The sequence below is a fragment of the Solwaraspora sp. WMMD792 genome (assembly GCF_029626105.1).
Classification (GTDB): domain Bacteria; phylum Actinomycetota; class Actinomycetes; order Mycobacteriales; family Micromonosporaceae; genus Micromonospora_E.
Genome location: NZ_JARUBH010000009.1, coordinates 1,952,350 through 1,976,618 on the forward strand (window position 1 = coordinate 1,952,350; position 24,269 = coordinate 1,976,618).

Annotated in this window: 20 protein-coding genes; 11 read left to right on the forward strand and 9 right to left on the reverse strand. The window is 70.5% G+C overall.

Annotated features, from left to right (window positions below; translation table 11 throughout):
- Nucleotides 1-194: 194 nt before the first annotated feature.
- A complete protein-coding gene (locus O7629_RS10330; protein WP_278168872.1) occupies nt 195-1,454 on the forward strand; it encodes an MFS transporter in 1,260 nt (419 codons plus the stop codon).
- Here the strand turns inward: O7629_RS10330 and O7629_RS10335 are convergent.
- Entirely contained in the window at nt 1,451-2,134 is a 684-nt protein-coding gene (locus O7629_RS10335; RefSeq protein WP_278168873.1) for a nucleoside/nucleotide kinase family protein, read from the reverse strand. The two genes, O7629_RS10330 and O7629_RS10335, sit on opposite strands and share 4 nt — an antisense overlap.
- 180 nt (nt 2,135-2,314) lie before the next feature.
- On the opposite strand from O7629_RS10335, the gene O7629_RS10340 reads away from it, so the two are divergent.
- From O7629_RS10340 to O7629_RS10350, 3 genes are all read left to right on the forward strand, one after another.
- Complete coding sequence (locus O7629_RS10340) at nt 2,315-2,800, forward strand: AbfB domain-containing protein (protein WP_278168874.1); 486 nt, start codon at nt 2,315-2,317, stop codon at nt 2,798-2,800.
- A 79-nt stretch (nt 2,801-2,879) separates the two neighbouring features.
- On the forward strand, nt 2,880-4,334 hold the full coding sequence (locus O7629_RS10345) for a glycoside hydrolase family 43 protein (RefSeq protein WP_278168875.1): 1,455 nt from the start codon (nt 2,880-2,882) through the stop codon (nt 4,332-4,334).
- 99 nt (nt 4,335-4,433) lie between these two features.
- Nucleotides 4,434-5,420, forward strand: coding sequence for a diacylglycerol kinase family protein (locus O7629_RS10350; protein ID WP_278168876.1), 987 nt, complete (start codon nt 4,434-4,436; stop codon nt 5,418-5,420).
- Nucleotides 5,421-5,447: 27 nt separating this feature from the next.
- Here the strand turns inward: O7629_RS10350 and O7629_RS10355 are convergent, their stop codons facing one another.
- From O7629_RS10355 to O7629_RS10365, 3 genes are all read right to left on the reverse strand, one after another.
- Nucleotides 5,448-7,535, reverse strand: a complete 2,088-nt coding sequence (locus tag O7629_RS10355; protein WP_278168877.1) for a glycogen debranching N-terminal domain-containing protein — start codon at nt 7,533-7,535, stop codon at nt 5,448-5,450.
- Nucleotides 7,507-7,920, reverse strand: coding sequence for an SCP2 sterol-binding domain-containing protein (locus O7629_RS10360; RefSeq protein ID WP_278168878.1), 414 nt, complete (start codon nt 7,918-7,920; stop codon nt 7,507-7,509). The genes O7629_RS10355 and O7629_RS10360 overlap by 29 nt, the downstream gene beginning before the upstream one ends.
- 144 nt (nt 7,921-8,064) lie before the next feature.
- Nucleotides 8,065-9,039 (reverse strand): threo-3-hydroxy-L-aspartate ammonia-lyase, encoded by a 975-nt coding sequence (locus O7629_RS10365; protein ID WP_278168879.1) that lies wholly within the window; start codon nt 9,037-9,039, stop codon nt 8,065-8,067.
- 487 nt (nt 9,040-9,526) lie between these two features.
- On the opposite strand from O7629_RS10365, the gene O7629_RS10370 reads away from it, so the two are divergent.
- The 3 genes from O7629_RS10370 to O7629_RS10380 all read left to right on the forward strand — a co-directional run bounded on the left by O7629_RS10370 (nt 9,527) and on the right by O7629_RS10380 (nt 15,688).
- Entirely contained in the window at nt 9,527-10,867 is a 1,341-nt protein-coding gene (locus tag O7629_RS10370; RefSeq protein WP_278174481.1) for an endo-1,4-beta-xylanase, read from the forward strand.
- Between the two features lie 239 nt (nt 10,868-11,106).
- Nucleotides 11,107-13,164, forward strand: coding sequence for a DNA topoisomerase IV subunit B (locus O7629_RS10375; RefSeq protein ID WP_278168880.1), 2,058 nt, complete (start codon nt 11,107-11,109; stop codon nt 13,162-13,164).
- A gap of 40 nt (nt 13,165-13,204) precedes the next feature.
- Nucleotides 13,205-15,688 (forward strand): DNA topoisomerase (ATP-hydrolyzing), encoded by a 2,484-nt coding sequence (locus tag O7629_RS10380; protein WP_278168881.1) that lies wholly within the window; start codon nt 13,205-13,207, stop codon nt 15,686-15,688.
- Here O7629_RS10380 and O7629_RS10385 read toward each other — a convergent pair.
- From O7629_RS10385 to O7629_RS10405, 5 genes are read right to left on the reverse strand one after another with little or no spacing between them, the layout of a single operon-like run.
- The gene (locus O7629_RS10385; protein WP_278168882.1) at nt 15,660-15,893 is read right to left on the reverse strand and encodes an aldo/keto reductase; all 234 of its coding nucleotides are present in this window, start codon (nt 15,891-15,893) and stop codon (nt 15,660-15,662) included. The two genes, O7629_RS10380 and O7629_RS10385, sit on opposite strands and share 29 nt — an antisense overlap.
- Nucleotides 15,890-17,128: a glycosyltransferase 87 family protein gene (locus O7629_RS10390; RefSeq protein WP_278174482.1), complete on the reverse strand. Its 1,239-nt coding sequence runs from the start codon at nt 17,126-17,128 to the stop codon at nt 15,890-15,892. The genes O7629_RS10385 and O7629_RS10390 overlap by 4 nt, the downstream gene beginning before the upstream one ends.
- A 50-nt stretch (nt 17,129-17,178) precedes the next feature.
- Complete coding sequence (locus O7629_RS10395) at nt 17,179-17,814, reverse strand: class I SAM-dependent methyltransferase (RefSeq protein WP_278168883.1); 636 nt, start codon at nt 17,812-17,814, stop codon at nt 17,179-17,181.
- Nucleotides 17,814-18,524, reverse strand: a complete 711-nt coding sequence (locus O7629_RS10400; protein WP_278168884.1) for a polysaccharide deacetylase family protein — start codon at nt 18,522-18,524, stop codon at nt 17,814-17,816. The genes O7629_RS10395 and O7629_RS10400 overlap by 1 nt, the downstream gene beginning before the upstream one ends.
- Nucleotides 18,521-19,531, reverse strand: a complete 1,011-nt coding sequence (locus tag O7629_RS10405) for a glycosyltransferase (RefSeq protein WP_347403663.1) — start codon at nt 19,529-19,531, stop codon at nt 18,521-18,523. The genes O7629_RS10400 and O7629_RS10405 overlap by 4 nt, the downstream gene beginning before the upstream one ends.
- 320 nt (nt 19,532-19,851) lie before the next feature.
- Between O7629_RS10405 and O7629_RS10410 the strand changes: the two genes are divergently transcribed.
- From O7629_RS10410 to O7629_RS10425, 4 genes are read left to right on the forward strand one after another with little or no spacing between them, the layout of a single operon-like run.
- The gene (locus O7629_RS10410) at nt 19,852-21,168 is read left to right on the forward strand and encodes an aspartate aminotransferase family protein (RefSeq protein ID WP_278174483.1); all 1,317 of its coding nucleotides are present in this window, start codon (nt 19,852-19,854) and stop codon (nt 21,166-21,168) included.
- Nucleotides 21,162-22,205, forward strand: a complete 1,044-nt coding sequence (locus O7629_RS10415; RefSeq protein WP_278168886.1) for an NAD-dependent epimerase/dehydratase family protein — start codon at nt 21,162-21,164, stop codon at nt 22,203-22,205. The genes O7629_RS10410 and O7629_RS10415 overlap by 7 nt, the downstream gene beginning before the upstream one ends.
- 13 nt (nt 22,206-22,218) lie before the next feature.
- A complete protein-coding gene (locus O7629_RS10420; RefSeq protein ID WP_278168887.1) occupies nt 22,219-23,229 on the forward strand; it encodes a UbiA prenyltransferase family protein in 1,011 nt (336 codons plus the stop codon).
- Nucleotides 23,230-23,258: 29 nt separating this feature from the next.
- Complete coding sequence (locus tag O7629_RS10425; RefSeq protein WP_278168888.1) at nt 23,259-24,269, forward strand: glycosyltransferase family 2 protein; 1,011 nt, start codon at nt 23,259-23,261, stop codon at nt 24,267-24,269.

Sequence of the window (24,269 nt, forward strand, 5' to 3'; positions counted from 1 at the left end):
ATCGGCGACCCCGATGGCCCGCCCGTCGGCTGTACCCCGGCACGTCGGCCGGGCAACGCCGGAGAAGCCCTGCAGCCGCCCGCCGTAAAGAATCTTGACAACGTCCCGCCACAGCCGACGTCTCGTAGAAGAGGTCAACGTATGTCTGTGCCAGCGCCCAGGGGCATCGTCGTCGAGAGCCCCGGCTGACCATGGTGCCCGCAGCGGTCGAGGCCCGCCGGACCCGACACCGTCCGATGGCCGCGCTGTTCACCGGAGCGGCGGTGACCAACGTGTCGATGGTCGGTGCGAGCACGGTGAGCACCCTCGTCGGAGCGCAGTTGCTCAGCCCGCTGTGGAGCGGCATACCGAACGCGGCCGGGATCGTCGGCTCCGCCGTCGGCACCCTGACGCTGGCCGCCGTGCTGGCCAGACGCGGCAGCCGTTCCGCGCTCGTGCTGGGCTACCTGATCGCGGTCGTCGGTGCGGTTGTCGCGGGCGGCGCCGTGCTGGCCGACGCGGCGGGCCCGCTGATGGTCGGCATGCTGCTGCTCGGTGTCGGCAACGGCGGAGCGCAGCTGTCCCGGTACTGCGCGGCGGACCTGTACCCGCCCGACCGCAAGGGCTTCGCGGTCGGCGTTATCGTCTGGGCGGGCACGGTCGGTGCGTTGGCCGGGCCAAACCTGATCGCGCCACTCGCGCGGTTCTCCGCCGGGCTGGGTCTGCCGCCGCTCGCCGGGCCGTACCTCCTGGCGCTGGTCGGTGCGGGTACCGCGGCAGCGGCGTCGGCGACCCTACCGACGACCCGCGCCGGCACGCGGCATGGTGCCCCGGGGCCCGGTGCCGTGTCGGCCGGGGTGTGGCGACGTCCGGTGGTCCGTACCGCGGTGGTGTCGATGACCGCCGGCCAGGTGTCGATGGTCGCCGTGATGACGATGACGCCGCTGCACATGGACATGCACGGTCACGGCCTCGGCGCCGTAGGTGCGGTGGTCAGCGCACACCTGCTCGGCATGTTCCTGCTGGCGCCGCTGTCCGGGCACATCGTCGATCGGTTCGGGGCACGGACGGCGATCCTCGCCGGTGTCGGGTTGATCGCCCTGTCCACGATGGTCGCGTTGGTGCCGGCGGCCGCAAGCGCGCAGCTGTACGTCGCGCTGTTCCTACTCGGTTCCGGCTGGAACCTCACCTTCGTCGGCGGCAGCGGTCTGCTCACCCAGTCGTTGACACTCGCTGACCGCCAGCACGTCCAGGGTGGCGTGGACGCGATCGCCTGGGGTGCCTCGGCGGTGGCCAGTGTCGGTGCCGGAATGGTGCTCGGCACCGTCGGGTACCCGGTCTTGGCGGTCAGCGCCGGTGCGGCGGTGCTGCTCCCGTTGTTTCTGCTGGCCCGGGCGGACGGTTCAACGGCGGTTCCCTCCTCCGGCGGAGCCGAGGACCCGCCGGACCGGAGCGGCGGGCAGCCGTGCTGTTAGCGCGCGGCGGGCCGGGGCCGGTCAACCGGGCGCGGAGCGTTACCGTCGGCCGGCCCCAACGCGGTCATGTCGACGACCAGGTCGGCCCGGTCCCGGCCGGCCTCGATCAACCGGGCGTTCGGGTCGTCCACCGTGGCCACCCAGGCGTGGGCGGCAGCAGGTGATTTGCCGAACTCGATGTGCCGGCGGATGAGACGGTCCCGCCGTACGTCGTCGTCGAGTTGGCAGAACCACACCTCGGCCAGCAGCGCGCGCACCGCCGGCCAGGGCTCTGCGTCCGCGAGCAGGTAGTTTCCTTCGGTGACGACCAGGCGTGCCGGTGGGTCGACCGCGATGGTGCCGGCCACCGGTTGTTCGAGGTCGCGTTCGAAACCCGGCGCCCAGACGGTCCGGTGTCGTTCGGTCCGCAGCCGGTGCAGCAGGGCGAGGTAGCCGTCGCCGTCGAAGGTGTCGATGGCACCTTTGCGGTCGCGCCGGCCGAGCCGGTCCAGCGCCGCGTCGGACAGGTGGAAGCCGTCCATCGGCACCAGCGCCGCCGGGACCCCGACCTGCCGCAGTCCGGCGACCAGCAGCGCCGCCAGCGTCGACTTGCCCGCCGCCGGGCAGCCGGTGATGCCGAGGACGAGTCGGCCATGGCGGGGGACAAGCCGGTGGGCGCGTGCGACGAGTTCATCGAGCATGCACCAGCTTAAGCAGCGCCGGGGAGCCGCTGGCCGACTCCCCGGCGGACACGGGTACCCGCCGCCGGCCCGCGACCCATTGACATCGACCCTGCGGGCAGTTAACACTGTCGATTCAATCCGGCAATCACATGGCAATCACATCAGGTGGTGTGTTAGCGCTAACATCGGAGGGTTCGAATGCATACCGGCTCGGCGTTCGTGCTCGCCACCCTGGTCTGTGCCGGTCTGCCCGTTGTCACCGGCGACGCCGTAGCCGGTGGCGGCGACACCCGCTCGATGGCGGCTGCGGCGTCCCTGCCGTCCGGTGCCGCGTCGCTGGAGTCGGTCAACTACCCCGGCCGGTTCCTGCGCCACCAGGACCAGGGGGTCCGACTCGATCCGGTGGGTACGTCGAGCCCGCAGCAGACCCGGCTCGATACCACCTTCGTGATCGTCAACGGACTGGCTTCGCCGGACTGCTACTCGCTGCAGAAGCGACTCGCCGACGGGATCCGGGGCACCGGGCACCACTCGGTGGTCAGCGCCCCGGACAGGGACACCTGGCACATCGCCTACCACCGCTTCGCCGTACCGGCCGGCAACGGCACCAACCGGGAGGTCGTCATCGACCCGATGGAGTTTGCCGCCGACGGCACGATCCGCCCGATCGTGCCCAGCCGGTGAGTTCGCATCGCACCAGCCCGGTAGGCGGCGGACCACCGGCATTGGCCGGACCCGCCCAACTCCGACAGAAGGAGACCCGATGCCGAGAACCCTTGCCCGGCTCAGCGCCGTCCTCGCCGCCGCCTGCCTGCTGTTCACCTCATGGTCGGTGACTGCGGCGAGACCGGCTGCCGCCCTCGATCCGTTCACCGGATACCTGATGGCCCACTTCACCGGTGAGTCGGCCAACGGCGAGCAGATTCATCTGGCGCACAGCACCGACGGGCTGCACTGGACCGACCTCAACAACGGCAGCCCGGTCCTGATATCCACAGTGGGCACACGTGGCGTGCGGGATCCGGTCCTGGTTCGCGCACCGGCCGGCGACCGGTACTGGATCATCGCCACCGATCTGCGGATCGCCAGCGGCACCTCCTGGAACGACGCCGCCAACCGGGGCAGCACCTCGATCGTCGTCTGGGAGTCCACCGACCTGGTCAACTGGTCGGCACCGTGGCTGCTCAACGTCGCCGGCGGTATCGCAGGCGCCGGTAACGCCTGGGCGCCGGAGGCGATCTACAACCCGGTGACCGGGGACTACGTCGTCTACTGGGCGACCAACTCGGCCCGCAACGGGGTCACCAAGCACCGCATCTGGTACGCGCGGACCAGCGACTTCCGTACCGTCGGTACTCCGCAGCTCTACATCGACCGGGGTAGCGGCCAGGGCATCATCGACACCCAGATCATCGAGGTCCCGAACAGCGTCGGCGGCTACCGCTACTACCGGGCGTCGGCCGACGGTCACATCACCATCGAGGCGAGCAACTCGATCCTCGGTAACTGGACGACCCTCGGCAACCTGTCACACCTGGGCATCTCCAACGGCACCGGCGGCGGCAACGTGGTCGAGGGCCCGATGTGGGCCCAGTTCAACGGCCGTAACGAGTGGGTGCTCTGGCTTGACCAGTACGCCACCGGCCGCGGCTACCTGCCGGTCACCTCGACCAACCTCGGCAGTACGGGCAACTTCCGGACCCGGTCGGACTACAGCATGGGCGGCAGCCGCAAGCGGCACGGATCGATCCTCAACCTGACCGCGGCCGAGCAGTCCCGGGTGCTTGCCCGCTGGGGCGCGACCACCCCGGTGAACCGGATCCAGTCGTACAACTACCCGGATCGCTACGTGCGGCACGCCAACTTCGACGTGCGCATCGACGCCAACGTCAGCCCGGCGCAGGACGCGCAGTTCCGGCTGGTGCCCGGCCTGACCGGCGGCTCGGGGCACGTCTCGATCGAATCGGTCAACTATCCGGGCCACTACCTGCGGCACTACGCGTACGACTTCGAGTTGGCACCCGACGACGGCTCGGCGGTCTTCGCCGCCGACGCCACCTTCCGCCGGGTCGCCGGCCTGGCCGACGCCGGATGGTCGTCGTTCCAGTCCTACAACTTCCCGGACCGCTACATCCGGCACTACGGCTACCAGTTGCGCCTCGACCCGATCGCCGACGCGCAGGCACGCGCCGACGCCACCTTCCGCGTCACCGGCTGACCCGGTGGGCGGTGTCGCCGCCGACGGAGACACCGCCCACCGACGGCGCGGACCGGCGTCGACTGGTCCGCGCCGGCCCCGGTGGCCCACACTGACCTGGTGCAGAAGCAGACAGCGCCGGTACGGTCCGCCGTGGTGGTCAACCCGACGAAGGTCGCCGACCTCGACGACCTCCGTACGGCGGTCGACGCGACCCTGGCCGAAGCCGGCTGGGCGGCACCGATCTGGCTGGAGACGACGGTCGCCGAACCGGGGCGGACGCAGGCCCGGGACGCGGTCGCGGCCGGGGTCGACGTCGTGTTCGCCTGCGGCGGCGACGGCACCGTGATGTCGTGTGTCGCCGGCCTGGTCGGCACCGACGTGGCGCTGGCCATCCTGCCGGCCGGCACCGGTAACCTGCTCGCCGCCAACCTGGGGCTGTCGACCGACCTCGCGGCCGGGCTCGAGGTCGCGGTGGAACGGCAGACCCGCCGGCTCGACGTCGGTCGGCTCGACGACGAACGCTGCTTTGTGGTGATGGCCGGCATGGGGTTCGACGCGAGCATGCTGGCCGCCACGTCCGAACAGGCCAAGGCGCGGATCGGCTGGCCGGCGTACGTTGCCGGCGCCGTGCGGCACCTGCGGGACCGGCCGGTGCCGGTGCGGGTCCAGATCGACGACCAGCCGCCGGTACGGACCCGGGCCCGCACCGTGCTGGTGGCCAACGTCGGCCGGCTGCAGGGCGGGATGACCCTGCTGGCCGACGCCGAACCGGACGACGGTCTGCTCGACGTCGCCGTGCTGACGCCACGGACGCTGCGGCACTGGCTCGCGCTGGCCTGGGCACTGGTGCGGGGCCGGCGACGGGTGCCGCGGATGCAGGTGTACCGGGGGCGCGAGGTGTCGGTGATGAGTGACCGCGACCAACCCCGCGAGCTCGACGGCGACCTGATTGAGCCCGGCGCCACCCTGCGGGTGACGGTCCAGCCGGCGGCGTTGCTGCTGTGCGTGCCGCGTCCGGCTGATGACCCGGACCTGTCGGTGGACGCCGGTGCGGCCGCGCGGCGCGGTGCGGCACTCGTCGAACGTACCCGTCACCCCCGATGACCCGTCCCGGGGCGTGACCGCCCCGAATCAGCCGTTGTCGGTGCGTCCGAGCCGGGCGAGCAGCCCGGTGTGCTGCCGCTGATGACTCTCAGCCCGCCGGCCTAGCGCGTCCGCCCGGCCCCACCGGCCGGGTACGTCGAGCAGTTCGATCCGAGGTATCGACGGCGGGAGATGCGGGTCGACGCCCAGATGGTCCTGGTACGGGGTGAGATCCAGCATGGTCCGCAGTAGCAGCAGGACCGCCCCCGCCGACCAGCCTTGCGGGCTGCATGCCGTCGGGTACTCGACCGGATATCCGGTCAACTCGCGCCGGTAGCCGGCGAAGGCCTCCGGCAGCCGTCCGTCGAAGAACCCGGACGCCTCGATCATCCCTTCGGCGATCCGGGCGGCCTCCTCCCGGAACCCGTACCGGCGCAGCCCCCACGCGATGATCGAGTTGTCGAACGGCCAGACCGACCCCACGTGATAGCCGACCGGGTTGTACCGTGCCTCGGTCTCGGCCAACGTCCGTACCCCCCAGCCGGAGAACATCGCCGGCCCGAGCAGATGCTCGGCCACCTTGCCGGCCCGGTCCGGCTCGACGATGCCGCTCCACAGCAGGTGCCCCATGTTCGACGCCAGCGCGTCGACCGGGGTGCCGTCCGGGTCGAGCGCGAGCGCGTAGTATTCGCCGTCGGCCACCCAGAAGTCGCGGTTGAACCGCTGCTTCAGGTCGGCCGCCTCCCGCTCCAGCCGGTCGGCGTACGCCGGGTCGTTCCAGAATTTGCGGGCCAGCCGGGCGCCACGAATCTTGGCGTCGTAAACGTAGCCCTGCAGCTCGCAGGTTGCCCTCGGCAGTGCGGACAGCCGTCCGTCACGGTAGGAGATCGCGTCCCAGGAGTCCTTCCAACACTGGTTCTCCAGGCCATTGCGGGTGTTGCGTCGCCAGTAGGAGACGTAGCCGTTGCCGACCAGGTCCCCGTACTCGTCGATCCAGTGCAGCGCGGCGCGGGCCTGGCGTTCGAGCCCGCGGACCAGTTCGACGTCGCCGCTCCACCGCTCGTACTCGTCTAGCAGGATCACGAACAGCGGAGTCGCGTCGGCCGAGCCGTAGTACGGAGTGTGTGGCTGCTCCTCGAACGCCGCCGACTCGCCGTACCGGAACTCGTGCAGGATCTTGCCGGGCTCCTCCTCGCGCAGGTCGTCGAGGCTGCCGCCCTGCAACGAGCCGAGTAGCCGCAGCACCGGGGGAGTGAGCCGGGGCAGGAACGGCATGGTCTGCAGACTGATGAAGATGCTGTCCCGGCCGAAGAGCGTCATGAACCAGGGCAGTCCGGCGGTCGGGATCGGCCCGGTGGCGGTCAGCGAGGCGTACCGCATCGCGGCAAGGTCGATCAGGCTCCGCTCGTACGCCGTGGTGAGGTTGGGATTGTCGGCGAGCAACTCCGGCGCCTGGTCGACCCAGTGCTCGAGCTCCTGGCGTAGCTGCGGTCGGGCCCGGCGTCGGTAGGCCCCCCAGATGGTCGGCGACGCGGTGTCGCCGCCGTTGATCACCGGTTCCACCCGGAGCTCGGTCTGCCATTGACCGCGCGGCTCCAGGGTGACGTCGAACGTCATGCCGTCGTCGTCGATCCGGGCCGCGAGTGTGCTGGAGATGACGGTGTCCCGCTGGAAGGTCTCCCGCCGGTAGCTGTATCGCAGCCGACCTTCGTCGTGGTGGACCGACTTCGTACCGCGCTTGTGCTGGACGTCCTTGATCTCGAACAGGTCCGCGAAGTCGGTGTCCATGTCGACTCGCAGGGTCAGGGTGGCCGGCGCGATGTCGTGGTTGAGCACGGTGAGCCGCTCGACGAACGCCGCGCCGATCGACTGCTCACGAATGACGGACAGCTTGGCGTCGACGTAGTGGGTGGGCCGGCCGGGCACGAGGAAGAACCGGGTCTCGAAGAAGTGCAGGTCGTCCTGGGACAGTGCGTTCAACCGGTGGCCGTCGATCCGGAGCACCCAGGTGGACAGGAAGCGCGTGTCAAACGAGAACAGGCCGGTCGGCAGGTCCGGTGAGGCGGTGACATCGCCGCGCTCGTCAGTCACCACGAAGGTGTTCCCGTCAAGAATGCTGACTGTCTTCTCGTTCATTCTCGGCGCCCCCTCTCCGGGTGAAGTCCCTTGGGTGCAGCCCGGCCGGGACGCGGCCGAAAAGGACCCGGCAGAGCTGGTCCGCGAGCCCCAGGTCTCCCTCGACGACGACGGCGTTACGGAACAGCAGGGGGATGAACCGGTCCTCGCCCCGGGCCAGCCGGTCGAAGCAGACCCGGTCGCTGCGGACGATCGAATCCGGCTCGGGCCCCGTCGACGACACCTGGACCTTCCCGGTTCCCAGGGTGACAAACCAATGCGTCGTCCTGCTCTCCTCGTGCACGTCGAAGCGAACGGTGCCGCTCAGCCGGGGTGGCAGCCGGGTCAGGACCGAGCTTGCGTCGCGGGCCAGCCGATCCAGCGCGTCCTCGACCGTGTCGACCATCCGGCCCCACCTCCTCACGCCGTGTGACGTCCCCGGTGCACCGTAGGTCGGGCCGAGACCGGCCCGCATCACCCGCGTCGGGTGAGTTACCCGGCCGGTTGCCGGCCGTGCCGGTTCACGGCCTGGGGATCAGCCAGCCTGGGATCAACCGGCGGTGGACAGCAGGTCGATGAAGCGCCGGGTGTCGACGTTGCCGCCGGAGACGATCACACCGACCCGCCGTAGCGTCGATACCGGCCGACCTGCCAGTAGGGCGGCCAACCCGGTCGCGCCGCTGGGCTCGACGACGATCCGCATCCGGTCGAAGGCGAACCGCATCGCCGCCCGGATCTCGTCGTCGTCGACCAGCGCGATGTCGTCGAGCAGTTGCTGGTTGATCGCGAAGGTCAGCTCACCGGGCGTCTCGGCGGCCTGCCCGTCGGCGATCGTGCGTGGCACCGGGATGGTGACCCGCCGGCCGGCGGCCAGCGATCGCAACGTGTCGTCGCCGGCCGCCGGTTCGACGCCGATCACCCGGATCCGGGGCAGTAGTCCTTTCGAGGCGACTGCGGTGCCCGCCGCCAGCCCGCCGCCACCGACCGGCACCAGCAGCGCGTCGAGCGGGCCGACCTCCTCGACCAGCTCGAGCGCTGCGGTGCCCTGCCCGGCGATGACGTGCGGGTGATCGTACGGTGGAACCAGGGTCAGCCCGCGCTCGGCGGCCAACGCCGTACCGATGGCGACCCGGTCACCGGTGTACCGGTCGTAGGTGACGATCTCGGCCCCGTAGCCGCGGACCGCCGCCGTCTTGGCCGCCGGGGTGTCCTGCGGCATCACGATCACTGCGGTGCTGCCCAACTCCCGGGCGGCCAGCGCGACGGCCTGGGCGTGGTTGCCGGACGAGTACGCGGCGATGCCCCGGGCCAGCTGGGCCGGGGACAGCCGGGAGATCGTGTTGTAGGCGCCACGAAACTTGAACGCCCCGACCCGTTGCAGGTTTTCGCACTTGACGAAGACCTCGGCGCCGACCATGGCGTCCAGAGTGCGCGAGCGCAGCACGGGGGTGCGGTGCGCGGCGCCGGCTATCCGCGCGGCCGCGTCGCGGACGTCGTGCAGGGTGACCGGTGTCGAGTCCGTCAAGGTGCTTCCTCCCGGGGCGCTCATCTGACAGAGTTCCATACAGCGGCCGGGCGAGTCGCAGCCGGCCGGCTGGTGTCCTTGCCGCATTGTCCGGGCGCGGCCGACACCGCCGACCCGTAGCGCGACGGTGCCGCTGACGGTGTTGCGCGCGGTGTCCGGATCTGCCCGGATCTTTTCCGAAAATTTCGGTACCTCTGGTCTCGCCATCAGGTGCCGATGCCGTGCTGCGATCCTTCGGATCGCTGGTTGAACAGCGGGTCGGCCGGCATCAGTCTTGGTCATTGAGTTACCGGAAGTTTTCCGTTAGCATCGCTCAACAGCACTTCGATCAAAGTCGATGTGTGGCCGAGGTTCACCTGTCGACCACACTCCGCACCGAGAGGCAACCATCACCATGACCCATCAATCCGCCAGCAGACCGAGGAGAAGGGGACCGCGGGCCGCGTTGGCCTCCGCCGCGGTGGTCGCCCTCGCCGCCGGTACCGCGATGCTGTACGCGACCTCCGCCAGCGCCGCCGAGTCCACGCTCGGCGCGGCCGCGGAGCAGTCCGGCCGGTACTTCGGTACCGCCGTCGCGGCCAACAAGCTCAGCGACTCGACGTACGTGAACATCCTCAACCGGGAGTTCAACAGCGTCACCGCCGAGAACGAGATGAAACTCGACGCCACCGAGCCGCAGCAGGGCCAGTTCAACTTCAGCAACGGCGACCGGATCGTCAACCACGCCATCTCCCGCGGCATGGCCGTCCGTGGCCACACCCTCGCCTGGCACTCCCAGCAACCCGGCTGGATGCAGCAGATGGAAGGCGCCCCACTGCGCCAGGCCATGCTGAACCACGTCACCCAGGTCGCCTCCTACTACCGGGGCAAGATCCACTCCTGGGACGTGGTGAACGAGGCCTTCGCCGACGGCGGTAGCGGTGCCCGACGCGACTCCAACCTGCAGCGCACCGGCAACGACTGGATCGAGGCGGCGTTCCGGGCCGCCCGCGCCGCCGACCCCGGCGCCAAGCTCTGCTACAACGACTACAACATCGACAACTGGTCCTGGGCCAAGACCCAGGCCGCGTACAACATGGTCCGTGACTTCAAGCAGCGCGGCGTGCCGATCGACTGCGTCGGCCTGCAGTCGCACTTCAACAGCGGCTCGCCGTACCCGTCGAACTACCGCACCACGCTGTCCAGCTTCGCCGCCCTCGGCGTCGACGTGCAGATCACCGAGCTCGACATCGAAGGCTCCGGCAGCAGCCAGGCCAACACCTACCGCAACGTGGTGCAGGACTGCCTGGCGGTGTCCCGCTGCACCGGCATCACCACCTGGGGCATCCGGGACTGCGACTCGTGGCGCAGCGGCGGCACCCCGCTGCTGTTCGAGTGCAACGGCAACAAGAAGCAGGCGTACGACGCGACCCTCGCCGCGCTGAACGCCGGCGGCACCCCGCCGCCGACCACCGCGCCGCCCACGACGGCGCCGCCGCCGACCACGGCCCCGCCGCCCACCACGGCCCCGCCGACCTCGCAGCCGCCGGGCGGTGGCAACTGCTCAGCCTCGGTGATCTCGCTCGACCAGTGGCCAGGTGGCTTCGTGGCGAACGTGCGGGTGACCGCCGGGTCCGCCTCGACCAGCAGTTGGACGGTCACCATGACCCTGCCGTCCGGAGCGGCGGTCACCAACGCGTGGAACTCGCAGGCCAGCGGTAGCACCGGCACGGTGCGCTTCAGCAACGCACCGTGGAACGGCCAGATCGGTGCCGGGCAGTCGACCCAGTTCGGCTTCCAGGGCACTGGCACCGGCAGCGGGATGACCCCGACCTGCAGCGCCGGCTGACGGCAACCACCCCAGGACGGGGCCGGTACGCGGGACGTCCCGCGTACCGGCCCCGTCCGCGTGCGGCGACCGGGAGCGCGGGCCCGGCGACACCCCGGTACCGGCCCGGCGCGGCGCTGTCGGTGGCTGCGGTTACGCTCGTCGGACGGTGGCTCGCAGGCCACCGTCGTTGCCCTGCCGGCCGGTCCTGTCCATCGGCGAGGCGGGGCACCGTTGGCCGGCACCGGGAGTTCGACGCGTTGACTGCACAATCTGAGACGCTGTACGGAGCAGACGACCTCACCCACCTGGAAGGGCTGGAGGCCGTCCGCAAGCGGCCCGGCATGTACATCGGCTCCACCGACAGCCGGGGCGTCGGCCATCTGCTCAACGAGATCCTCGACAACTCCACCGACGAGGGCGTCGCCGGCCACGCCAGCCGGGTCGAGGTGACCCTGCACGCCGACGGTTCGGTCCAGGTCGACGACGACGGCCGGGGCATCCCGACCGACGTACACACCCGGTCCGGGCTGTCCGGGGTCGAACTGGTGCTGACCCGGCTGCACGCCGGCGGCAAGTTCGGCGGCTCCGGTTACAAGGCGTCCGGCGGCCTGCACGGGGTCGGCGCGTCGGCGGTGAACGCGCTCTCGCTACGGTTCGACGTACGGGTCAAGCGGGCCGGCCGGGTGTCGGAGATGTCGTTCCAGCGGGGCGTCCCGGGGGTCTTCGACGGCCCCGGCCCGGCCGCCGGTTTCACCAAGCAGTCGGGGCTGCGGGCGGTCGGCCGGATGAAGCGCGGCGAGGCCACCGGCACCTCCATCCGCTACTGGTACGACGCCCGCTACTTCGACGCCGGTGCCGCACTCGACGTGACGGCCGTGCGGACCCGACTGCGCAACACCGCCTTCCTGGTGCCCGGGGTCACCTACGTGCTGCGCGACGCCACCTCCGGCGAGCTGGCCGAGGAGGTGTACCACCATCCCCGGGGCCTGGTCGAGATGGTGGAGTTCCTCACCCCGACCGGGGACCGACCGGTCAGCGGCACGCTGTTCATCACCGGCACCGGCACCTACAAGGAGAACGCCGCCGACGCCAACGGCGTGATGCAGTCCGACGTCGAGCGTCGGGCCGAGGTGGAGGTCGCCCTCGGCTGGGGCACCGGCTACGAGCGGACCGTCGAGTGCTTCACCAACACCATCCGTAACGTGCACGGCGGCACCCACCGGCGGGGTTTCGAACGCGGGGTGACCCGGGCCGTCGTGGACGCGGTACGCAACAGCCGGGGCCTGCTCAAGCCCAAGGAGGATCCGCCGACCGTCGACGACGTCCTCGAAGGCATGACGGCCGTGGTGCACGTGCGGATCCCGGAGCCCCAGTTCACCTCGCAGACCAAGGACGAGCTCTCCACCGCCGGCATCACCCGGGTGGTGCAGACGGTGGTGGAGCGGCACATCAAGTCCTGGGTGGAGGACCGCCGGACCCGTACCGAGGCCCGGACCGTGCTGCAGAAGGTCGTCGACGCGGCCCGGGTCCGGCTCACTCAGAAGCAGCAGAAGGACGCCGCCCGGCGCAAGACCGCCCTGGAAGGGGCGTCCATGCCGCCGAAGCTGGTCGACTGCCGGTCGACCGGCCTGCAACGCAGCGAACTGTTCATCGTGGAGGGCGACAGCGCGCTCGGCTCGGCCCGGATGGCCCGGGTCGCCGAGTACCAGGCCCTGCTGCCGATCCGGGGCAAGATCCTCAACGTGCAGAAGGCCAACCTGGCCGACACGTTGCGCAACGCCGAGGTGGCGGCGATCGTCCAGGTCCTCGGGGCCGGCACCGGGCGTACCTTCGACCTGGCCGCCATGCGGTACGGCCGGGTGATCCTGATGGCCGACGCGGACGTGGATGGCTCGCACATCCGGACCCTGCTGATCACCCTGTTCGCCAAGTACCTGCGCCCGGTGATCGAGGCCGGCCGGCTGTACGCGGCGATGCCTCCGCTCCACAAGATCACCACCAAGGGCCGCAACGCGGAGACCATCTTCACCTTCACCGAGGCCGAGATGGAGCAGACCGTACGGCGCATCGAGCGGGCCGGGCGACAGGTCGTCACCCCGGTGCCCCGGTTCAAAGGCCTCGGCGAGATGGACGCCGACGAATTGTGGGAGACCACCATGAACCCGGCGACTCGCTCGGTACGCCGGATCACCCTGGCCGACGTGGAGGTCGCCGACCGCACCCTGGAGCTGCTGATGGGGGAGAAGGTCGAGCCGCGCCGCAACTGGCTGATCGACTCGGCCGGCCGGGTCGACCAGGAGAGCATCGACGCCTGAGCATGACCCGCTCGATCGAGGAAGCGCTGGAAACGTAGAGATGGCACGTAGCAAGAGCAAGCAGTCCGGGGTCGACCTGTCCGCGTTCGACCAGGCCGGCGCCCGGATCCTGGACAACCCGCTGGAGACCGAGATCCAGGACTCCTACCTGGAGTACGCCTACTCGGTCATCTACGCCCGAGCCCTGCCCGACGCCCGGGACGGGCTCAAACCGGTGCACCGACGGATCCTCTACTCGATGAGCGAGCAGGGGCACCGCCCGGACCGGGGCTACGTCAAGTCGGCTCGGGTGGTGGGCGACGTGATGGGCAAGTTCCACCCGCACGGCGACACCGCGATCTACGACGCGATGGTCCGGATGGCGCAGCACTTCTCGCTCAACGTGCCGCTGGTCGACGGGCACGGCAACTTCGGGTCCCCCGACGACGGTCCGGCGGCCAGCCGCTACACCGAGGCGCGGATGTCCCGCCCGGCGATGCTGCTCGTCGGCGAGCTCGACGAGGAGACCGTCGACTTCAAGCCCAACTACGACGGCTCGTTGACCGAGCCGAAGGTGTTGCCGGCGGCCTTCCCGAATCTGCTGGTCAACGGCGCGTCCGGGATCGCCGTCGGGATGGCGACCAACATGATCCCGCACAATCTCGGTGAGGTCGTCGCGGCCACCCGCTGGCTGATCCGCCATCCCGACGCGAGCCTCGACAAGCTGATGGAGTTCGTCCCCGGCCCGGATCTGCCGACCGGTGGTCTGCTGCTCGGACTCGACGAGGTGCGACGTGCGTTCGCCACCGGGCGTGGGGTGGTGCGGATGCGCGCCAAGGTGCAGATCGGCCTGCTCGAGGGCAGCCGTGGGCGGCAGGCGATCACGGTGACCGAGCTGCCCTACGGGGTCGGTACCGAGCGGATCATCGAGAAGATCACCGAAGAGGTCAACAAGACCAAACGGTTGCAGGGCATCGCCGACGTCAAGGACCTGACCGACCGGGAGAACGGCACCCGCCTGGTCATCGAATGCAAGATCGGGGTCAACCCGCAGGCGTTGCTCGCCGATCTCTACCGGCTGACCCCGATGGAGCAGTCGTTCGGTGTCAACAACCTGGTGCTGGTCGACGGGCAGCCACGTACGCTCGGGCTGAAGGAGCTACTGGAAGCCTTCCTGGCCCACCGGTACGACGTCGTCACCCGACGCAGCCTCTACCGACGGAGCCGCCGCCAGGATCGACTGCACCTGGTCGACGGTCTGCTGATCGCCCTGCTCGACATCGACCGGGTGGTGCGGCTGATCCGGGGCAGCGACGATGCGCAGGCGGCGCGGGACGCGCTGATGGCCGAGTTCGGGCTGACCGCCGTGCAGGCCGGCTACATCCTGGACACCCCGCTGCGCCGGCTGACCCGGTTCGACCGGATCGAGCTCGAGGCCGAGCAGGACCGGCTGCGTAGCGAGATCGCCGAGCTGTCGCGGATCCTCGACGACCCCGCGGCGCTGCGGAAGCTGGTCTCCGACGAGCTGGCCAAGGTGGCCAAGCAGTTCGCCACCCCCCGGCGGACCACTCTCGTCGACGGCGACCTCAAGGAGGTGCTGGCCGCCTCGGTCCCGGCCGGTCCGCTGGAGGTCGCCGACGACCCCTGCCAGGTCATCCTGTCCGCCACCGGGCTGGTCGCCCGCACCGTCGCCGAGAGCGAGGAGTCGGTCGAGGATGCCCGGCGCAACAGCCGGGCCCGGCACGACGCGGTGCAGGCCGTGGTGCCGGCCACCGCCCGTGGCCAGGTGCTGCTGATCACCAGCACCGGCCGGGCGGTCCGTACCGACGTCCTGCCGTTGCCGGTGCTGCCGCAGCGGTCCGGAACGGTGTCGCTGTCCGGCGGCATGCCGGTCGCCGAACTGCTGCCGTTGAGCGCGGGTGAGCAGGTTGTCGGCCTGGCCCCGGCCACCCAACGGGACGCGCCGGGACTCGCGCTGGGCACCCGCCACGGCGTGGTGAAGGTCTGCGCGCCGGACTGGCCGGTACGCGCCGACGAGTTCGAGGTGATCGGTCTGCGCGACGGCGACGAGGTCGTCGGAGCCAGTTGGCTGACCGACGGCACCGAGAGCCTGGTGTTCGTCACCACTGACGCCTCGCTGCTGCGGTTCGCCGCGAAGCTGGTCCGTCCGCAAGGGCTCAAGGGCGGCGGCATGGCCGGGATCAACCTCGCGGCCGATGCCCGGGTGCTGTTCTTCGCCGCCGTACGGACCGACGACCCGGTCCACGGGGAGCCGATGGTGGTCACCTCCACCGGGCACAACGTCAAGGTCACGCCGTTCGCCGAGTATCCAGCTAAGGGCCGGGCCACCGGTGGGGTCCGGGTGCAGCGGTTCCTCAAGGGCGAGTCAGGGCTGGAACTGGCCTGGGTGGGCTCCCGCCCGGTCGGTGCCACCCCGTCCGGGGAGTCGGTGGCGTTGCCGCAGCTTGATCCGCGCCGGGACAGTTCGGGCACCCCGGTGATGCTGGCCCCGCAGGTCATCGGTCACCTGCTGGAACGCGGCTGACCACCGGCGGCCGGTCTCCTTGACGATCGTCGTAGTGGTCGCTGCGGCTGCCGTCGAGGATCTCCGGCGGCGGGTTGTGCAGCTCCACGATGTCGACGTGGTCGACGTCCATCCGGCGGGCGCTGCGCTGCACCGACGCCTCGATCTCGCTGGCCGACCAGTTCTCGGTGCCGTCGGGCAGATAGCCGAATTTGGTGCAGATCACCGCCTCGTCCCGCCGTCGGCCGGCCCTACCGCTGCCGCCGCCCGCCGCCGGGGTCCGGTTCGGTCCGGCCGTACCCGCCAGCCGAGCAGCCCGAGCCCACCGAGCGCCAGCAGCACGTACAGGTTGCTGTAGATCAGCCCGAGCCCGGAGAAGTGCAGGTCCCACCCGCCCGGACTGGCCAGTACCCAGCTCGTGCTGCCCACCAGGACCAGCCAGCCGGCGGCGGCCGTGAGGATCGTCGACCTGCGGCCGTACCACCGTTGGTCAACGACGAGGACCAGCAGCGCCGGCACCCACCACACCCAGTGGTGGTGCCAGGAGACAGGGGAGACCAGCAGCCCGGTGGCCGCGCAGGCGAGCACCGCCAGCAGTTCGTCGCCGGCCCGCGCGCAGCGGACCGCGACGGTCATCCCGGCCGCGCCGACCAGCACCGCGACCACCAGCCACGGCAGACCAGGCCGCGGTTCGTCCAGCACCCGGGTCACCGCGCCGGACAACGACTGGTTCAGGATGGTCCGGGGATCCCCGGTGACCCGGTCGGTGTCCAGCAGCCCGCCGGTCCAGAACCAGTTCGAGTCGGTCGGCCGCCAGGCGAAGCCGACGCCGATCGTGGCGGCGAACGCGACGGTCGCGGTGGCGGCGGCCCGCAGCCGTCCGGTCAGCACCAGGTAGCCGATGAAGATCAGCGGCGTGAGCTTGATCCCGGCGGCGACACCTATCCCGAGCCCGTGCCATCGGCCGCCCCGGCCGGCGACCAGGTCGATCAGCACCAGCCAGGTCAGGAGCAGCCCTACCTGGCCGACCTGCAAGTGGCCGGTCACCGCGAAGATCGGCAACGCGCCGACCAGGCCGCCGGCCGTCCACATCAGCCCTTGCCGGGCGGGCGGCCCGATCCACCGCAGGGTCAGCCGGATGATCGCGACCAGCACCACCACGCTCGCCGCCGTCCACCCCGCGACGGCGACCGGCATCGCGACCACGGCCAGCGGCTGCATCAGCAACGCGGCGAACGGCGGGTAGGTGAAGCCGAGCGCGATGCCGTCCGGGGTGCGGTGGACCGCCTGGTACAGCTGCCCGTCACCGCCGGCGGCGGCGACCGCACCCGCCCGGTACGCGGCCAGGTCCCCCCAGAACAGGCCGGTGGTGTGGTGCAGCACGCCGGCGGCGACGCCCAGTGCGGCGGCGAACGCCCCGGCTAACAGCCAACTGCGTACCGCCGGTCGTCGGTCGCCCACCGGCGCGGCCCCGGCGCGGGCCACGTCCGTCGGTAGGGCGTCGCGGGCGGTCACGACCGGCCACTGCGCGCCGGATCGGCGGCACCCAGCACCAGAACGCTGCCCGCGTCGGCCGCCCCACCGACAAGCTCATCGTGCACCGGCAGCCCGCAGCTACGGGCCCGGGACAGCAGTTCGCGGCCGGCGTCGGTGGTCCCGTCGTACACCCAGACCAGCACCCGCCCGCCCGGTCGCAGCAGGTCGGCCGCGCGGTGCAGTAGACCGACCGCGTCGTCGACGCTGAAGTAGTAGAGCACCTCGCGGAACAGGACCACGTCGTAGCGCTCGTCGGTGCGGTACGTCAACAGGTCTGCGGCCTCGAACGACGTGTCCGGCCGGCGCAGCGCGCGGGCCCGGCGGATCGCCGCCCGGCTGATGTCGACACCGTGGTAGTGCCGGTACCCGCCGGGCGGCAGCGCCAGATTGACGGTCGTACCGCAGCCCAGGTCCAGGATGCGTGGTCGCGGCGTGACCCGTTGAGCGAGTTCCAGCGGGGCGCGGTCACGCCCCTCGTCGAGATACCGCCACAACCCCAGCGCGTACTGCAGGTCCCACATCACGGCGTTCACCCGGGGGTACGGGCGGACCAGGACGGTCAGCGGCCAGTTGAGCGCCCGGGCGGCGAGCCGGAACAACGGGTGAGCCATCACGCCTCCTCGGCGGCGGTAGGGCGGTCGGGGACCGGGACGAACCGCAGCCCGCGGTCCAGCAGCCGGGGGATCACGGTGCCCAGCGCGGTGACCGTCTGCGAGCGGTCACCACCGCCGTCGTGGCAGAGCAGCACGTGACCGGAGCCGGCGCGCGACAGGGTACGGGTGATGTGGCCGACGCCGGGTTCCTTCCAGTCGCTGGAGTTGACCGTCCAGTCGACCGGGGTCAGCCCGGCGTCGACGGTGGCCGCCAGCACCCGCGCCGACCAGCCGCCGCTCGGTGCCCTGAACAGCCGGGCGGCGACCCCGGTGGCGTCGTGGATCCGCTGCTGGGCATGGTGGATCTCGCGGTGCAACCGGTCGGCGTCGAGCGCCGCGAACGGCATCGGGTGGCGCAGCGAGTGGTTGCCGATCCGGTGGCCGGCGGCCACGATCCGGCGGGCCAGCTCCGGATGCTCGGCGACCCGGTCGCCGATCAGGAAGAACGTCGCCGGCACCCGGTGCCGGGCGAGGAGATCCAGCAGCGCGGGAGTCCATCGGGGGTCCGGACCGTCGTCGACGGTGAGTGCGACCGTACCGGCCCCGACCCGGAACACCGGCCAGCTGCGCCGCGCCGACGGGGACACCGGCCGGAGCCGGTGGAAGGTCCGTACGCCGAGGAAGCCGGCCTCCAGCGCTTTCGCTCGCAGTATCGGCAGCTGGTTCACCGGCTCGTCCCCGGGGCCAGTCGGTGGGTCGGTCCGAAGTCTGAGTCCAGCAGGAAGCGCACCCCGCCGACTGCGCCGCCGCAGACGATGGCCAGGTGGACCAGGAAGTGCAGGCCGAGGAACAGGGCGAGGAACGCGGTGCCCCGTTCCCGGCGGACGAAGCCGGCCAGCCCGGGGTCGGCGACGACGAACCAGGTCAGGGCGAGCCCTGGCAGGACCAGCAGCACCGGAGTCAGCACGGCCAACGGCAGGGTGCCGAGCACCGCTGCGGCGGCCAGTACCCCGCCCGGCCGGTTGGCCCGCAGCCCGGCCGGGCCCCGTTCCCGTACCGCCACCGGCACCAGCATCTGCGAGCGGCCGAACTGCTTGCGCAGCATCGGCCAGAGCCGGCTGTCGTCATCGTGCCGACAGGTCACGTCGGCGGACAACCAGATGCCGTGCCGGTCGGCCATCCGATCGCTCAACTCGACGTCCTCGGAGGCGCGGAGCCGTTCGTCGAAGAACCCGACGTCGTCGAAGACCGAGCGACGGACCGCGCACAGCGCGAAGATCGCGGTGCGTACCCGGCCGGTGTTGCGCACCCGCCAGTAGTGGGCGTGCAGCAACCGGTACGCCTCGACCGGGCCGTCGTCGTACAACGGCTCGGTGAGGTACACGCCGTGGACGCAGTCGATGTCCGGTTCGTCAGCCATGATCCGCAGCGCGGTGGCGACCGCGGTCGGCGTCGGCGCGCAGTCGGCGTCGACGAAGAAGATCACGTCGCCGGTGCTCGCCTTGATCCCGCGGTTGCGGGCGGCGGCCGGGCCGCTGTTGACCGGAGTCTGCAGCAGCCGTACCGGGAACCGCCGGGCGATCTCCCGGGTCCGGTCGGTGCTCGCGTCGTCGATCACGATCACCTCCACCGGCGGGTGGGTCTGTCCATACACCGCACTCAGGCAGGCGTGCAGGGTCCGTTCGCTGTTGTAGGCGGGGATGACGACCGATACGTGCGGGGGCACGGACACCACCTTTGTCGAATGTCGGGACCGCCGGGAAGTGTGTCACCGTGACTGCCGAGACGATAGTCGTAGTCACGGTGGTGGTCAATTGGCTGTAGCTCGTCGTCCAGTGCGGCTCCAGTCACCTTACAGTCGTCGTTCAGTGCTGGTCGGCACAATTGCAAGGGCTCCCGGCGGTGCTCCGTGTCCGATGCGGTGTCACCCGCGAGTTCTGGAGAAAGGGTCGATAGGTGTCTGATCTGTTCACCGTCGATGATTGTGACGGGCTCTCCGTCAAGCAGGTGCACGATCTGTACCGGCGGTACGTCAACCGGAGCCAGGTCGGGCTGATGACGTCCTTTGGTTTCGGTCGGGAGTTGGTCGACCGGGCCGAAGGCGCCTACCTGTACCTACGGGACGGCCGTCGCATCCTCGACTTCACCGGCGGGGTCGGGGTTCTCAACCACGGACACAACCATCCCCGCATCCTGGCGGCGCGCCAGCGGTTCGCCGAGCGGCAGCGGATGGAGGTGCACAAAACCTACTTCTCGCCGTACGTCGCCGCGCTGGCCCACAATCTGGCCGAGGTGCTGCCCGGTGACCTGAACATGTCCTTTTTGCCGAACTCGGGCGCCGAGGCCGTCGAGGGCGCGGTCAAGCTGGCCTACAAGCACCACGGTGGGCGACGCAACACCATCCTGCGTGCGGACATCAGTTTCCACGGAAAACTCCTCGGCTCCGGCAGCCTGACCGGCGGAGCGCAGAACCATTTCAAGTTTCCCGGAATTTCCGGTGTCGTGACCTTCGGCTATGACGATCTGGAATCGGTACGCGCTGCGGTCGCCGCGCATCCCGATGACGTATACGCCATCCTGATCGAGCCGTTCAGTGCCTCCACCATGCGCTGGTGCTCGGAGGAGTTTCTACGAGGTCTGCGTGACCTGTGCACCGAGCACAAGATCGTGCTCATCTTCGACGAGATCTACACCGGCTGGGGAAAGACCGGCAGCCTGTTCTACTTCATGCGCTACCCCGGACTCCTGCCGGACGTACTGACCACCTCGAAGTCGTTCGGCGGCGGCAAGTCGTCCATCTCGGCGTACGTCGCCCGGGAAGGAATTTTCCGCAAGGCGTACGACAACCCGATGGACGCGCTGATGCATTCCACCTCGACCACCTACTACGGGTTCGGCGAGGAATGTGTCACCGCGATCGAAGCGGTCAACATCGCCGTCGAGGACGACTACCCGGGCCAGGCCCGCCGGATCGAGCAACTGCTGGCACCCGGCCTGCGGCGGATCGCCAAACAGCACCCCGACGCGGTCGCCGACGTCGCCGGATCGGGCGCGCTCTGGGGAGTGTTCATCGACGGCGGCCCCAAGGTGCTGGACCTGGCCGCGAAGCTGGCACCCGCCGGCCTGGCCCGGGATCCGCAGCTGCGGACCAAGGTGGTCACCTGCGCGGTGATCAACGCGCTCTACCGCGACCATGACATCTACTCCTACTACACCCTCAACGGCGCCAGCCCGCTCGTGGTCGGCCCGCCGCTGGTCGCCTCCGACGACGACGTCGAGTACTTCCTGGACAGTCTGGACAAGGTCCTCGACCAGGGCCTCAACCGGCTGCTGACCCGGTTCGTCGCGCAGAAGGTCGGCTCGCTGTGGTGATCGCCGTGACCGGGGCCGCCGGCATGCTCGGCTCGTCGGTGGTGGCAAGGCTGGTCGCTGACGGCGTCGACGTGGTCGGACTCGACCTGCGGGAACCCGCACCGGGCACCGCCCCGCCCGGCTACCGGCACCTGATCGGCGACGTGCGGGACTCGGCCGCGCTGCGGCAGGCGCTGACCGGAGCCGACGCGGTCGTGCACTGCGCCGCCGCGCTGCCCAGCTACCCGGCGGCACAGATTCGCTCCATCGTGGTCGACGGCAGCCGGGCGGTGCTCGACGCGGTGCGTGCCGCACGGGTGCCCCGGCTGGTCTACATCTCCTCCACCGCGGTCTACGGGCTGCCCCGGCAGGTGCCGACACCGGAGGAGCACCCGTACGCGCCGGTCGACCCCTACAGCACCGCCAAGGCGGACGCCGAACGGCTGGCGGTCGGCTACCGTGACGCTGACCTGGTGCTGCCGGTGCTGCGGCCGAAGACGTTCCTCGGCCCCGGCCGGATGGGGCTGTTCTCGATGCTGTTCCAGTGGGCCCAAGAGGGACGTAACTTCCCGGTGCTCGGCGACGGCCAGGTCCGGATCCAGATGCTGCACGTCGCCGACCTGGTCGAAGCGGTGGTCACCGTGCTGCAGGCACCGGCCGAGGTCGCCAACGACACGTACAACATCGGCGCCGCCGAGTTCGGCACGCTGCGGGAGGACTTTCAGGCGGTGCTGGACGCCGCCGGGCACGGCAAGCGGGTGGTCGCACTGCCGGCCCGGCCCGCCCTCGCCGCCCTCGGCCTGCTGGAACGCACCAAGTTGTCCCCGGTGTACGGCCGGCTGCTACACAAGCTGATGGACGACTCCTACGTCGATATCGGTCGGGCCCGGCGACGACTCGGGTTCAGCCCTCGATACAGCAACCGCGACGCGGTGCTGGAGACGTTCCGGTGGTGGCAGGGGCAGCAGGCGAGTGGTCCGCCGGCCGGTGCCAGCGGCCGTACCAGCCGAGACCCGTGGCGGCAGGGTGTGCTCGCCGCCGCCAAGGTCTTCTTCTAGCCAGGAGGTGCCGATGCCCGCTGTCGAGGTCGCGGCCGAGCCGACATCGGTGTCCCCGACACCGGTGGCGCCGCCGGGCGCCCACCCGACCCGGACCGGACGGTCCGGGTGGACGGCGCGCGGCGCGGCCGCCCGAATGGTGCGGACCACCGCCGACCTTGCCGCGCTGACCCGGCCGCAGCAGTGGCCGAAGAACCTGCTCGCCGTTCCGATCGCGCTGCTGGACGCCCCGGTGTGGACCGCCGCCGCGCTGGGCCGGGTCGGTTGGGCGGTGCTGCTGTTCACCCTGGCGTCGTCGCTGGTGTACGTGGTCAACGACGTCGCCGACCGGCGGTTGGACGCCGGCCACCCGTCGAAGCGGTCCCGACCGGTGGCCAGTGGCCGGGTCTCTGCGGCCACCGCCTGGGTGTTCGCCGCCACGCTCACCGCCGCACTGGCGGCCGGCGTCGTCGCCGGACCTACCCTGGCCTGGTGGCCGGTCGCCGGCTACCTCGTGCTCAACCTGGCGTACAGCCGGTGGCTCAAGCACGTCCCGTTGGTCGACATCTGCGTGGTCGCCGCCGGCTTCGTGCTACGGGTGCTGCTCGGCTACGCGGCGACCGCCGGCCCGGTCTCGGCCTGGCTGCTGACCACCGTCTTCGCCACCTGTCTGCTGCTGATTCTCGGCAAACGCCGGCAGGAGCTCGCCGTCGACGGTGCCGCGCACCGCCCGGCGCTGCGCGGCTACAACCTCAACCTCGCCGACCAACTGCTCACCGTGAACGCCACCGTCGCGGTCATCGGCTTCCTGCTCTACCTGCACTCGGACGCGCCGGTCGGTGTCTACCGCAACGCCCTGTTGCTGAGCGCCGTACCGCTCGTGCTGTTCGGGATCTCCCGCTACCTGCAGGCGGTGCTGGTCCGTCGGGGCGGCGGCGACCCGGTCCGGACCGTACTGCGGGACCGCCTGATCGTCGTCGCCGCCGCGCTGCTCGCCGCCAGCGTCGGTATCGCCCTGCTCGCCGCCCAGTACCCGTCGTCCTAGCGAATCCTTCTCGAAAGTGGTCTCTTCCTATGCCTGACCCGCTCGTGTCGGTCATCGTGCCGAACTACAACTACGCCCGGGCGCTGGGGCTGTGTCTGTCCGCGCTGCGCGCCCAGACGTACCCCCACCTGGAGATCATCGTCGTCGACGACCGCAGCACCGACGACTCGGTGGCGGTGGCCGAGTCGTACGGCGTGCGGGTCGTGCAGACCCCGGTCAACGGCGGTCCCTCGGTGGCCCGCAACCTCGGCGCTGCCAACGCCAAGGGGGAGATCCTGTTCTTCGTCGACTCGGACGTGGCCGCCAAACCCGACGCGGTGGCCAACGCGGTGGCGCTGCTCACCGAGCGGCCGGAGATCGGTGCGGTGTGCGGCAACTACGACCCGGTGCCGCTGATCCGCGACAGTCTGGTCGAGGAGTACCGCTGCATGCAGCAGTCCTACTGGCTGATCGCCGACGAGGGGCGGATCTACACCATGTACACCGCGCTGCTGGCGATGCGGGCCGAGGTGTTCGCCGAGATCGGGCCGTTCAACCCGCGGCTGCGCGAGACCGAGAACGCCGACTACGGGTTCCGACTGGCCAGCCGGTACGAGATCTGGTTGACCCCGGCGGTGCGCGGCGTGCACGACCACGACCACGAACTGCGGGTGATGATCCGCAAGGTCTTCACCCGCACCATGCTGCACATTCCGATGTACGCCCAGAACCCCACCTTCCCCGGTGGGCTGCGCAGCGGCCCACGGGCGTGGAGCAGCGTCGCCGCACTGCTCACCGTGCTGACCGCCGTACTGCCGCTGCTGTTCGGTCCCTGGTGGAGCGTTTTGCCGGTGGCCGCGTTGGCCGGCTTCGTCGCCTGCGACTGGCCGATGTACCGGTTCGTCGCGGCCCGCCGCAACCCGCTGTTCGTCGGCTACTTCGTCGCCATGCACTTCCTGCTGAACGTGGTGATGGGCGTCGCCGCGGCCGTCGGCTTCGCCAGCTACCTCACGTCGCGGGCGTTCCGGCGGCTCTACGACAAGCCGGCCGAGGCGGTGTGA

Excerpts from the sequence above, each read along its gene's own strand:
- O7629_RS10335 (WP_278168873.1), bottom strand. The coding sequence starts at position 2,134 with ATGCTCGATGAACTCGTCGCACGCGCCCACCGGCTTGTCCCCCGCCAT.
- O7629_RS10340 (WP_278168874.1), top strand. The coding sequence starts at position 2,315 with ATGCATACCGGCTCGGCGTTCGTGCTCGCCACCCTGGTCTGTGCCGGT.
- O7629_RS10345 (WP_278168875.1), top strand. The coding sequence starts at position 2,880 with ATGCCGAGAACCCTTGCCCGGCTCAGCGCCGTCCTCGCCGCCGCCTGC.
- O7629_RS10355 (WP_278168877.1), bottom strand. The coding sequence starts at position 7,535 with ATGAACGAGAAGACAGTCAGCATTCTTGACGGGAACACCTTCGTGGTG.
- O7629_RS10360 (WP_278168878.1), bottom strand. The coding sequence starts at position 7,920 with ATGGTCGACACGGTCGAGGACGCGCTGGATCGGCTGGCCCGCGACGCA.
- O7629_RS10370 (WP_278174481.1), top strand. The coding sequence starts at position 9,527 with ATGCTGTACGCGACCTCCGCCAGCGCCGCCGAGTCCACGCTCGGCGCG.
- O7629_RS10380 (WP_278168881.1), top strand. The coding sequence starts at position 13,205 with ATGGCACGTAGCAAGAGCAAGCAGTCCGGGGTCGACCTGTCCGCGTTC.
- O7629_RS10395 (WP_278168883.1), bottom strand. The coding sequence starts at position 17,814 with ATGGCTCACCCGTTGTTCCGGCTCGCCGCCCGGGCGCTCAACTGGCCG.
- O7629_RS10410 (WP_278174483.1), top strand. The coding sequence starts at position 19,852 with ATGACGTCCTTTGGTTTCGGTCGGGAGTTGGTCGACCGGGCCGAAGGC.
- O7629_RS10420 (WP_278168887.1), top strand. The coding sequence starts at position 22,219 with ATGCCCGCTGTCGAGGTCGCGGCCGAGCCGACATCGGTGTCCCCGACA.
- O7629_RS10425 (WP_278168888.1), top strand. The coding sequence starts at position 23,259 with ATGCCTGACCCGCTCGTGTCGGTCATCGTGCCGAACTACAACTACGCC.